Genomic DNA, 12,004 nt, shown 5'->3' on the forward strand with positions numbered 1-12,004 from the left:
TCATGCAGCTTCCAAACTTTGATTATCGAAGGTTCCGAATGTTTGGATTCAATTAAAGGTTACTTCCAAAATACGCCATAGTTTATGGAATTATATATTGGGAAGTGTATATTTTATTACTAATCCGCCATCTTTTTGCCAGCGGACCCAGCCTTTGCCCACTTCGCGATAATTTTTATCCTTTAAAATGATTTGGACCCATTCGTCCTTCACTTGCAAGGGTTGCATGTGAACAAACGCGGTGCTGACTTCCCCAGCCTTTTTTAGCGGTTTTATTTTCGGGACTTGTGTTTTTCCTTCAATAAAATCAATGGCTGAAACCGTCAAAAGAAACTCGGGCCAAAAGAGGAGCTCGCCGTTTTGTTTGTTGAGGAAGGCAGTCTTTCCGGTCTTTGAATTTACTTCTACTTCAATAAATTCACGACCGACGGCTTTCACTTTAAAATAAAAGATGCCAAATTGTTGGTTCATTGCCTCGGGCCATAGCCACGGCGGGGCGGCAATAAGATTGAAATCGCCAAACGGGTCCCGGCCCAGCGCAAGGCTGTCCATAGGTGTATGTTGGGCTATGGATTTTTCGAGTGTCACGTTTCCGAAGAAAAAAAGGGTGGGATATTCATAAAAATTTGGCTTGAAAAATCCGAGGCCGATTTCGCCATTTTCCCCAATTGGGGTTTTTATCGGGATGGAATGGGAAGCATCATTTTTATAAAACGTTGCCATTCCTATCGGCTTGGTTTGTGGAGTTGGGGTAGTGGGCGTGGGTCTAAATTGTTCCTTTTCCTCTTTTGCCTTTTCACGCTGAACATAGCGGTAATGGGTTATGCCGTATAAAAGAAGCACCATTATCAGTAAAACAAAATTTGCGTAAACAATAAATTTATGCCGAACAAAATGGGCAATAAAGAAAGATGCTATAAACGTGATTCCCGCAAAGAGAACTCCGTATCCCAAAACAATGGCACCTCCTGCCAATCCTTGTCCTTTGCCCGCATCAATTAGCCCAGCAAAATATAGACCCGCAATAAAAAACGTTACCGGCATTAATAGGTAAAAGACGATGCGCGCAGGTTTGAAGAATTTTTGCATACCTTAAATTTTAAGCGAACAGATTATAGCTTATCAGCAGTTTTCCATCTTTTTTCCACCGTATCCAGCCTTTTCCCTTCACGGTGTTGTAATCGTCTGCCAGTATTTCCACTTCCATCCAATCGCTCATCACGTAGCGGACCCTAAAATTTGTGGGGCTAACCACGCGTCCTGCCGATTTTACGAAGGGGTTGTCAAAAACCTTTTGGTCCTTATCCCTAAATTCTACCGAATGGCAATTGAGAAAGAATTCGCCCCAAGTTATAAAGCTTCCCTGCCGAGCGCTTACGTAGGCTGTTTTTCCTGTTGCTTCATTGACGATAATTTCGTGGTAGTCCCTTCCCAATTTTTTCACTTTCATTATAAAAAGGCCATAATCCAGTTTTTCGTGAAAAGGAGCAAAGTCTTTCGGTGCATAGGCAATGCCATCAACGTGGTTGCCGTGTCTTTTTACAAATGTGATGCTGTCTATGGGCCGTTCCTGACTGCCCGGCCTGCTGTTGGGAATATCGTATAGGTAGAGAGTTTCAGCTTCGTCAATTCTGGGCGAAAAGAAGCCTTCGCCCATTTCATCGTTTTGGGAAATTCCTGTATTATTTCCAAAGCAAAAAAACAAACAGAGTATTAGAATCGATACAATTTTTTGCCGCCTCATTTCACTTCTTTTACTTCCGTAACGGTTTCACCTTGCTTTATTTCTATTGTAAATTGGGCGCTTTTTGCAGAACTGTTATATACGCCGTGCTCTACCAAGGTAACCTTATAAGTGCCCGGGATTAATATTATTTCCTTGTTTTGTTTGTAGGTCCTTCCGCCGTAAACTGTATTTCCCGCAGGGTCCGTTATTTTAATTCCAACGTCAAAAGGTTCATTTTTATAGGTTCCGCCAATTATGGCCACGCCAGATTTAAAATCGTGCGCTACTTTGGTTACTTCGCCATTGCCTAAGGTTACATTTTTCAGAAGGTGCGTTGCTTCCAAACCGTGAATGGTCCGCGCATTAACTTCAATGTTATAGACACCCGCATCTACCTGTAATTCCTTTTCCTCTCCGTAGGTTCTGCTGCCGATTACATTTTTTCCTTCGGTAGTTTTTACTGAAATATTGCTGTCCCAAAGCACGCCGTTGTTTGAAATGGCAATATGCAATTTGGCTCCGTCCAGCGATATCGTTTTATAGACCGTTTTGTCATTGAAGGTCTGCACGTTTTTAACAAGGACAGGGGAAATAGCATTTTGGCTGTGCTGCCAAACTTCCAAGTCATAAGTAGCCTGTGGAAGGTATAAATAGGTAGTATCTGTGTATGTGCGTCCGCGCTCGGCTTTATTCTTGGTTCCTGCTATATAGGCTTGCACATCCGCATCCAAGGGTTTTCCGTCTTTTAGTACGAAAACCCCGAGGTTTCCTTTAGGTTTGTCAACGGTCTGTGAGGCTACTTCGGTCATTGCCTCGCTTAAGCCACTGGCATCGGCGGCATCGTAATAGTTGCCATCGCCGGCTTTTGCGGCACATTCCAATTGTTTTGTTTCTCCCGCTTTTAAACCGAAGCCAACGATGTGCAGCTTAAAATCGATTCCTTCTTTTTTTGCATCGGCCACGACCTTACAGATGTGTCCATCGCAGGATTCTATTCCATCGGTAATCAAGACGATGGTCGCTTTTTCCTTGCTTTTCCGGAGTTGGTCAATAACCGTGGAAGCGGAATAGGCGAGGGGCGTCATTCCGAGAGGTTTTATGGCTTTTACCGCTGCGGCCACTTGGCTTTTTGACGTATTGGAAATGGGAAGCAAGGTTTCCACATCGCGACAGTCCCCTTTTTTTCGATGCCCGTAAGCCACGAGGCCTATCTTTTGGTTTTCGGCAAAATCGTTTATCGAATTTGAAAGTACCGTGGATGCAATTTCCATCTTCGTCTTGCCCTGGATTTGGCCCCACATGGAGCCGCTGGCATCATAAATAAAGATAATAGGTGAAGGGACTTCTGGAGCTTGCTTGGTTTGCGCAATGCTCTGGAAAGATAAAAGCAGCGCACACAAAGTGATGGGTAATTGTTTCATAATCAAGTAATTTGGCTATACTAAAATTAGTTAAAATTTATTTGGAAATAAACTTACGGCCAAATGGAAGGGATTTCAATTACCCGTTTGGGTGGTTTTGGGGAGCTGATAAATGTTAGCAGCTAAACGTTAATTGGCAGAAATTGATCGGAGCTAAAATGAAAGACATTTTTAAAACTTCGGAATATAAATAATGCACCCGATACTCACTGCGGTAAGTGCAGCGAAAAAGACCGCTCCCGCAGCCACATCCTTTATAAAACCTATTTTGTTGTGAAAATCGGGGTGGACAAAATCGGCAATTTCCTCGGCTGCGGTATTTAGGCCCTCAATGCTCATTACCAGCCCGATGGCGAATATTTGCAGCATCCATTCCGTGGCGGAGATTTCAAAGTAAAATCCCGCAAAGGTCATAATGATGCCGATTACCGCCTGTACCTGTATGCTCGCCTCGTGCCGCAACAAGAGCAAAGCGCCCTTGAATGCGTACCCGCATCCTTTTAGGCGCTTTCCTATATATGAATTCCACATTAGCGTAGTGAACTTATTGCGGCGGAGTAATCGGGTTCTTCGCCAATGCTCGGTACCTGCTGGCTGTGGATTACTTTTGCGTTTTCGTCCAGAACCACGACGGCGCGCGAATGTAGCCCCCGTAGGGCTCCGCTGGTCATTTCCACCCCGTAGCTTTTTCCGAAGTTGCCGTCGCGGAAATCAGAAAGCATTTCCAAGTTTTTTATCCCTTCGGCGGCGCAAAATCGTTTTTGCGCAAAGGGCAGGTCTTTTGAAACACAAAGGATTTTGGTATTGTTGAGTTTTGAAGCTTCTTCGTTGAATTTTCGCGCCGATGTGGCGCAAACTCCCGTATCGATACTGGGAAAAATGTTCATGATTACTCGCGATCCTTTATAATCGGAAAGCTTTTTTGAGCCTAAATCCTGCGCCGTAAGATTAAAATCTGGGGCGGTGTCGCCAATTTTTGGAAGTGTTCCCACGGTTTCCACGGTATTTTCTCCAAGTTTTATTTGTGCCATAGTTTCTAAAATATTTGTTTCCCTAAAAATAAGCATTCATTTTAAGTTAGTTTGCAAAAGCGGTCATAAAGGTTGGGTTTTTTCAGAAATAAAACGAAAACTACCCAAAAGGGTAATTGATTGGGGCTTGGCTTTAAAATACATTTGAAACACTAACTACTTGTTTAAACATCAGATTATGAAAAGGTTATTCTACATTTTGGCATTTTTATTTATTGTGCCCGCCATTGCCCAAACCGATTGTATTGAGATTCCCAATGGAAATTTTCAGGAATGGTCTGCAAATGACGATCCGGTAAACTGGCTTACCACAAATATGGGCGATACATACGGCACGCCCAATGTGGGTTTTGATATGCGGAATGTGTTCAAAACGCCTGGAAAATTTGGCTTTGGCGTGCGCATAAAGAATGCTTCGGTGCTTGAGATGCTCAAAAAGGAAAAACCCGAAGAGTTTGCAAAATTGCCTCCCTCCATTAAAGAACAACTTCGGAAGAGTTCCTTCAGCGGCTCCTTGTTTACCTGTCAGGGCGATTGTGAAGGCGCTACCTTGGCAGAGAACGAAATCTTTATGCGCGAAAATATGAGCTTCCCTGTGGCAAAAGCTCCCGGGGCCCTGTGCGGGTATTACAAGGCAAACCTAAAGGAAGGTGATAAACTGTGGATTTGGCCTATACTTTTTACGGACAACAAAGCTTTTGCCGGTGGCGTAATGCCCGGGGAAACGGCTTCCGTAATTTCAAAAAGTACAGGCGACTGGACACCGTTCAGAATTCCGCTGCGTATTTTACCGGGCCGAAAAGTGGCAAAGGCAACCGTACAATTGCAAATGGTAAACAGCGGTTTTCCCGTAACGCCGCCATATGGAATGAGCGCTATGGAATTGGCCCAAAAATACCCTAGTACCGATGGTAGCGAAATATTTATTGACGAGCTCTGTTTTTGTGGCGAAGCAGATTACATTGCCGAGGACGACCCCATTCTGGATGGAATTGACTTGGGCGGAGGTGTTTCAGAAAATCCCAATGACGACGGTAATGACGGTAATGATGATGACAATTCAGAAAACATTTGGGTCGCCACCCAGGGTAACGATGCTAATTCGGGAGCCAAAACAGCCCCATTTGCAACACTTCAAAAAGCCTTGGATGTTGCTCACGGAAAACGTAAAAGCGGCAAAAAGGCGACCATTATTATCAGGGACGGTACCTATAATCAGTCCGCAACGGTGCAGTGGGGCGCTTCGGGTTTACCGCCACTTACCATAAAGGCGGAACATGCCCATCAGGCTATTTTTGTGGGTTCCGAAAAAATTTCAAACCACATTACATGGCAGCATTTTGGGCAGGATATTTATAAGGCATCTGAAGCAAAGCTGCATCCCAATATGATAGCTGCGGTTACCGATTATTCAAACCCGTACCAAAATTCGGTTCCGGCATTGCTCGTAAACGGCGAAGTTTTGGCTTATACCCAAGCCGTCCAGCAAACCGATGGCAGCTATTTTATTTCGCCGCAGCTAACGATGGTGCATCCAAAAAATGGTGTGGTATTGGGCAATGCAAGCGTTGAGGTTTCAGTTTTGCCACACGCCCTAAAAATGGAAGGCGGAAGCTCCGTGCTTGTTACGGGGCTTAGGTTTAAAGGCTATCCCATATCAAGTTTGCCTGCCGGTACGGTTGAATTTAAATCCGGATTGGATGTGGGGGGCAATGTGAACGTGAGCAATTGTTTGTATAAATAATTCAAGGTTTTAACTATTTAGTTCCAACCGTGCTCTTCCTCGTTATTTTGATTTTCGCATATCACTAAGTTCGTGTCCCTCGGTATTGAAAACTTCGGCATCTATTTTTTTGGAAAGATTTTCTATTTGAAGAATAATGCTGCCGTTTCTTTTTTTATCGAAAAGGGTAGTATAAAGCGCAAGCCCTTTGATGCCACAATTGGCTAAGGTTTCAATCTCCTCGCCGTCCTTTCCAGCACCCACAAATTGATAGGCCATTACCTGTGTAAGGCTCAGTTCAATTTCCTTTGCTACCCAAAAGGTTGCATCTATTTCTTCGTTGCCACAAAAAATTTCTTGGGTACTATATCCGTTTATTTCCTTTCTGTTCTCGGTATAATTTACTTCTGAATTGGACAAAACATCTTTTTCCCCTGAGGCATATTTCATTGTTGGCCAATATTTATTGTTCATTGGTAAGATATATCCGCCTTTTTTACCGTTCATTTCAAAAAGCCCTGTAATCGTGGAATCGGCGGGACTAAAAACCAATCGCAGGTCTGGCTGATTGCCTCCGGCGTGAATTATTATTGCGGTCTTGTCTTTCCCAAAAAAGTAGGAAACTGAATCACTATGCTTGTTTCCGCTGCTGCTTTCCTGGGAAATTTTAAGCTCAAAACTGCCCGTGAAATTTTGGGTAAAGCCCATTTGATTTGCAATGAAGAAAATTGCTATTAAGATTGAATGTTTCATTGGTGTTGTTTTTAGGATTTGAAAAGCGTTGTTCCCTCACTGAAAAATTCAGAAAAGCCCTTTTTTAAAGCCTTTTGTAACGGCTTCTGCCCGGGAATTGACGTGCAATTTTTTATAGATGTTTTTTATATGGGCCTTAATGGTGTTCGTTGATACGAACAGCTCATCGGCAATTTGCCTGTTATTGGTGCCATTGCTCAATTTTTGAAGCACTTCCAGCTCTCTTTCACTTAAAATATTTTCTTTGGAAGGCTTAAACGAGGCGATGACCAATCGGGCAATGGAAGGACTCATAGGCGCGCCGCCTTCAAAGACTTCGCGAATGCCGTTGAGCAAAAATTTTGAATGGTTGCCTTTTAGCAAATAGCCTACAGCTCCCTGTCGCAATGCCGAAAAAACGAGCTCAGATTCCTCGTGTACGGTAAGCATCACGATGTTCAAGTCGGGCTGCAGTTTTTTAAATGCTCCAATGGCCTCGATCCCACTTATTCCGGGCAGGTCTATGTCCAGCAATAATACATCGGGGAGGAGTTCCGAAAAACCCTCCAAAGCCGTCTCGGCAGAAAGAAAGGCGCCACTTACCTTAAAACCCTCAGTACTGTTCAACATTTGCTGAAGTGATTTCAGGATAAGGGCATCGTCCTCCACTATGCATATTCGTATGGTTTTCTGGGCATTCATTGGCTTTCAGAAAGATAGGTGTTTATATTGTTTTATCCATTACCCAAGCGGGTAGTTTCCAGAAGGAGCGTAAGTTTGGTGCCGCCGTTGGTTTCAGATTTTATTTTTAAAAGTCCGCCCAGGGCCTCTGCGCGTTCCTTCATATTTAACAGCCCGTTGCCTCGCTTGGTTGTTTCATTGTCAAAACCCTTTCCGTTGTCCTTGAGTATGAGCTGTAACCTACCGGGTTTTGAATTCACTTTAAAACTGATTTCCGAAGGGTTCGCGTGTTTTATGCTATTGTTTATGGCTTCCTTTAAAAGAAGAAGCAGGTGTCTTCTTTCGGACATGTTCAGCACTTTCTTTTTGAGGTTTTCCGAAATATGTTCAGCCTTGAATTGAACTTTTGCATATTCACAGAATTTTCCGGCAAATTCCACAAATCGGTTCAACGTATCAAAAACATTGTCCTTGGTTGGGTCCAGCGCCCAAATAAAATCGTGCATCCCGCTGTTCAGCTCTTGCAGGTTGGTATCAATTTGATTGAGGTATTCCAGCATTTCAGGGTTTTTTTCAGAATTCATTTTGGCGAGTTCGGTAATGAGCGCAATGCGGGTAATCTGCGTGCCCGCTTCGTCGTGAAAATCGCGGGAGCTGCGCTTTCTGAAGATATCGCGTTCCTGCGTCCGTGCCAGTTCAAGTTGCCGTTCCTGCTGCAGGCGAAATTTCAAAAATAAATAGACACTGCCAATGGCCAAAAAACCGTAGAGCAGGTATGCCCACCAGCTTAAATACCACGGAGAGGGCATTTTTAGCACGAGCCGGGCCGTTTCGCTCCACAGGCCGTCGTTGTTGGCAGCCTTTGCCAGTAGGGTATAGGTACCGGGGTCTAAATTGGAACGGGTAATCACGGGGTTTTCCGATTCAATCCAGGCATCGTCAAAACCTTCCATTTTGTGGGCGTAGCGCATTTCCTCGGGAAGGGTAAAATTAACGGCGTTTATGGTGAAGGAAATAATTTTGTCCGAAGCTTTCAGGGTAACTTTTTGGACATAGGGAATATCCTTGGGGATGGAAGTTGTTTCTAACTTTTTATCGGAAATGGGCACGGGCACGTTCAAAATCCGAAAGTCTGAAAATGACACTTTCGGCGGAAATGGATTGGTATATATTTCCTTCGGTTTAAAACGCACGATGCCTTTGGTGCCGCCAAAATAGATGATGCTGTCCTTGGTAAGTTGCGCGGCATTGTGATTGAACTCAAAATTTTTGGCATTCAATATTTTTTTATAGGAAGTGGCCTTTTTTTCGGAAGTGTTTAGTTTGGAAATGCCGTTTCCGGTGCTAATCCAGTATTCGTTTTCCTTCGTTTTTATTATTTCTGAAGTGAAATTGCTGGAAAGCCCATTTTCAACGGTATATTTATAATGTTCTGGATTTTCGGAAGTGAGCAATTCCTCGACATTCGGGAAATGGAAGACCCCGGCTTCGGTGGCGAGCAATGCCTCATTTCCGCTGAAATGGTAATCGTTCACCACTTTCATTAAAAATGGGGCATCGCCCTTTATTCTTTTAAAGGAGGTTTCCGTGGCGGGGTTTTCAATAATAACGCCGCCCAAATTGAAATTTCCCGCCCATATCCGTTGCTGTGGGTCAATGGCCAAGGTAACTACATAATCTTTTGAGGAGGTTTCCGGGTTTTGGTCTTTATACCGAAACTGTCGTGCCTTTCCGTCGCCATCAAAGGCAATTATTCCTGCTCCGTGGGTTGCCAGCCAGGTTTTGTTCCCCGCATCGTTTACAATTTCATAAATCCGTTTTTCGGGAAGTTTGTTTTCCGCAATGGAGCCTTCGGGCACTGTTGAAATGGTATATTCAAAATTGTTTCTGTCGGGCCAACTGATTATATGAAGCCCCCCGGGACTGCTGGCCCAAATGTTTCCCTTTTTGTCTTCTTCCAAAGAATAGATGGCGCTGCTCCGCAAGTGGTTGTCGCCATTCCCTTGTTTTATGTGATGGTATTTTTCCTCGCCATTTTCATCTTTCCAAAGCACGGTAATGCCGCTGTCCATAAAGCCGAACCAGAGATAACCCTGGGAGTCCTCCAAAATACTGAAGGCATTGTTGCTGGAAATACTTTGTGGGTCGGCGTTGTTGTGTTTCAGTATTTCGAATTGGTTCAGGTAGGGGTCATACACATCCAAACCCGCGGGAGAGCCGAGCCATATTCTGTTTTGCGCGTCGCGGTATAGTTTTTTTATTGCGTTTTGTGAAATGGACGCCGGGTTGTCCGTTTCACTTCTGTAATAGTTGATTGTATTATTTTTTTGGTCAAAAACAGCCACGCCGAAATAACTGGCTATCCAAAGTCTGTTTAACTGGTCTTCCTCAAAATCATAAACCGTGGTTTTTCCTTCCTCGGAATCGACAAGTTGGGGTAAATGCTGAAAAGCAGGATTGCGAATGTCGCCGGTCATTTGGATAACGCCATCATAATCCGTCCCGATCCAGATTGTTCCCAAGGCATCCTGAAACAATGTCCCCAGGCCCTTTTCACGCAGGTTTATCGGAATCGTGATTTGTTTGAAAACATTTTTCCTTGGGTCAAATTCAATCAAACCTTCGTCGGTGGCAAGAAGCAATGAACCGTTTTTTAGGGGAAGCATATCGATAATGGAATAAATCTGGGGAATGTTTTCCGTATCCTTTTTATGCCACCAAGAAGTGATTTGGTGCGTTTTCGTGTTAATTTTTGAAAGCCCCGCATTGGTGCCCAGCCAGAGATAGTCGCCCTCCTCACGGATTACCTTTATTATTCTTCCCGCCAGGCAATTTTTACAATCCCCGACTTTGGTAAAGTTTGTGAATTTTTCTGTTTGGGGATCGTATTTTGAAAGCCCAGCGGAAGTGCCGACCCAAATCATTTTGTTCTTATCCTCGAAGACGCTTCTTATTTTATGATTTGGAAGGGTATTGGTGCTGTCCGCTGAAACATTAAAAACCTTGAAACTGCTTCCGTTTCCCCTGTTCAGGCCATTTGCCGTCCCAATCCATAAATAGCCATTGCTGTCCTGGAACAATGCGGTAATGTTTGAGCCCGACAATCCTTGCTCCACCCCGTAATGTTGAAATGAAAAATGGTTTTGCGCCAAAAGAACGCTCGTGAAGCCTAAAAACAATAATAATTGAAACAGAAAAATTTTCATTCATAAAATGGTTAGCCTCTGAAAGTTACGAAATTATCCGTGAATGAAGTATTTAAGCGTAAACAAGATACGATTGTTTTAAACTCTAAATCTGTTGTTACAACACGTGAGACCAGGATGGGGCAAAAAAAAATCCCTCTGCAATAAGTTGCAAAGGGATTTTCCCAACATTAATCTAAAAATTTATCGGTCTATGGAGCCCAATACTTTCTGTGCAAATGCATTTGCCGCATCGCGCTCCGGGATGCCGTCCTCAATCATTTTGTGGACTTCCACCGCTCCGCAAAGATTGGTGATAAGTTCGCCAATGATGTCCATCTCTTCATCGGTTATCCGGCTGTATTCGCTATACGATTCCAAAACTTCGATACAATTTTCTATCTGTGCCGTGGAATTGTTTCGCTGAATATGTCTAATTACGGGCAACTTCATCTACAAGATCTTTTAAGAGTTCAAACTTGTTGGTCTGTACCTGGTTTACCAATTCGCCGTTTTTAAAACTTGCGAAGGTTGGCAGATTGTCCACATTCGCCATTTTTCTACTTTCCGGGAATTTTTCGGCGTCAACCAAAACGAATTTGTAATCTTCAGTTTCCGAAGCCAATTTTTTAAATTTCGGCTTCATCAATCTGCAATTGCCGCACCAGCCCGCCGAAAACTGGACGATTACGTCCTTCTCTTCCGCTACAAGTTGTTGTAGGCTATCGTCTTTTAGTTCGAGTACCATAATTTAGTTTCTTAAATAAGTGGCAACACCTTCACGGTTGGCGATCATTGCTTCTTTTCCTTCTTCCCAGTTTGCTGGGCAAACCTCCCCTTTTTGCTGTACGTGGGTGTAAGCATCTACCAATCTAATGAACTCGTTTACATTTCTTCCCAAAGGCATATCGTTCACACTTTCGTGGAAAATTTTTCCTTCTTCGTCAATCAAATAAGTTGCGCGATAGGTTACGTTGTCACCGTCAACCATCAATAAGCCGGTTTCCTCGTCATAACGCTCATTGGTAATATCAAGGATTCCAAGGGCGTTCGAAAGGTTGCGGTTTGTATCTGCAAGCAGCGGGTAGGTTACACCTTCAATTCCACCGTTGTCCTTTGGCGTGTTCAACCACGCGAAGTGTACTTCGGGAGTATCGCAAGAGGCACCGATAACCATAGTGTTACGGTCTGCAAATTTTGAAAGTGCTTCCTGAAAAGAGTGGATTTCGGTTGGGCATACAAAAGTGAAATCTTTTGGATACCAGAAAAGCAATACTTTTTTGTTGTTTTTCTTTGCTTCTTCAAGCACATTAAGTTTAAAAGTATCCCCCATTTCGTTCATTGCATCTACTGAAATGTTTGGGAATTTTTTTCCTACTAATGACATAATTTTATTATTTATTGTTATTGATTATTTTCTGTGGCAAAGATAGAAACTCCTTATGGATAAAGGAAAGTTCCCGAATGGATTAATCTATAAACCGATAGATTTTTGCAATAGGTTA

Annotated in this window: 12 protein-coding genes; 1 reads left to right on the forward strand and 11 read right to left on the reverse strand. The window is 43.4% G+C overall.

The window, feature by feature from the left end; translation table 11 throughout:
• Positions 1-90 precede the first annotated feature (90 nt).
• The 5 genes from POV26_RS05535 to tpx form a co-directional block, all read right to left on the reverse strand.
• On the reverse strand, positions 91-1,089 hold the full coding sequence (locus tag POV26_RS05535; protein WP_272855475.1) for a hypothetical protein: 999 nt from the start codon (positions 1,087-1,089) through the stop codon (positions 91-93).
• A 10-nt stretch (positions 1,090-1,099) separates the two neighbouring features.
• Complete coding sequence (locus tag POV26_RS05540; RefSeq protein ID WP_272855476.1) at positions 1,100-1,657, reverse strand: hypothetical protein; 558 nt, start codon at positions 1,655-1,657, stop codon at positions 1,100-1,102.
• Positions 1,658-1,740: 83 nt separating this feature from the next.
• Entirely contained in the window at positions 1,741-3,147 is a 1,407-nt protein-coding gene (locus POV26_RS05545) for a vWA domain-containing protein (protein ID WP_272855477.1), read from the reverse strand.
• Between the two features lie 171 nt (positions 3,148-3,318).
• Positions 3,319-3,678: a diacylglycerol kinase gene (locus tag POV26_RS05550; protein WP_272855478.1), complete on the reverse strand. Its 360-nt coding sequence runs from the start codon at positions 3,676-3,678 to the stop codon at positions 3,319-3,321.
• The gene (gene tpx, locus POV26_RS05555) at positions 3,678-4,178 is read right to left on the reverse strand and encodes a thiol peroxidase (RefSeq protein ID WP_272855479.1); all 501 of its coding nucleotides are present in this window, start codon (positions 4,176-4,178) and stop codon (positions 3,678-3,680) included. Before tpx ends, POV26_RS05550 begins: the two co-directional genes overlap by 1 nt.
• A gap of 178 nt (positions 4,179-4,356) precedes the next feature.
• On the opposite strand from tpx, the gene POV26_RS05560 reads away from it, so the two are divergent.
• Entirely contained in the window at positions 4,357-5,922 is a 1,566-nt protein-coding gene (locus tag POV26_RS05560; RefSeq protein ID WP_272855480.1) for a DUF1565 domain-containing protein, read from the forward strand.
• A 42-nt stretch (positions 5,923-5,964) separates the two neighbouring features.
• Here POV26_RS05560 and POV26_RS05565 read toward each other — a convergent pair whose 3' ends face one another.
• From POV26_RS05565 to POV26_RS05590, 6 genes are all read right to left on the reverse strand, one after another.
• A complete protein-coding gene (locus tag POV26_RS05565) occupies positions 5,965-6,654 on the reverse strand; it encodes a hypothetical protein (RefSeq protein WP_272855481.1) in 690 nt (229 codons plus the stop codon).
• A gap of 48 nt (positions 6,655-6,702) precedes the next feature.
• Entirely contained in the window at positions 6,703-7,335 is a 633-nt protein-coding gene (locus tag POV26_RS05570) for a response regulator (protein WP_272855482.1), read from the reverse strand.
• Positions 7,336-7,367: 32 nt separating this feature from the next.
• Positions 7,368-10,520 (reverse strand): sensor histidine kinase, encoded by a 3,153-nt coding sequence (locus tag POV26_RS05575; protein WP_272855483.1) that lies wholly within the window; start codon positions 10,518-10,520, stop codon positions 7,368-7,370.
• 183 nt (positions 10,521-10,703) lie between these two features.
• Positions 10,704-10,952 carry a DUF6952 family protein gene (locus POV26_RS05580; protein WP_272855484.1) on the reverse strand — a complete coding sequence of 83 codons (249 nt, stop codon included), beginning with the start codon at positions 10,950-10,952 and terminating at the stop codon, positions 10,704-10,706.
• A complete protein-coding gene (locus POV26_RS05585) occupies positions 10,933-11,247 on the reverse strand; it encodes a thioredoxin family protein (protein WP_062621027.1) in 315 nt (104 codons plus the stop codon). The genes POV26_RS05580 and POV26_RS05585 overlap by 20 nt, the downstream gene beginning before the upstream one ends.
• A gap of 3 nt (positions 11,248-11,250) precedes the next feature.
• Entirely contained in the window at positions 11,251-11,886 is a 636-nt protein-coding gene (locus POV26_RS05590; protein ID WP_272855485.1) for a peroxiredoxin, read from the reverse strand.
• Positions 11,887-12,004: the final 118 nt, after the last annotated feature.

Source organism: Aequorivita todarodis (genome assembly GCF_028561335.1).
GTDB lineage: Bacteria > Bacteroidota > Bacteroidia > Flavobacteriales > Flavobacteriaceae > Aequorivita > Aequorivita todarodis.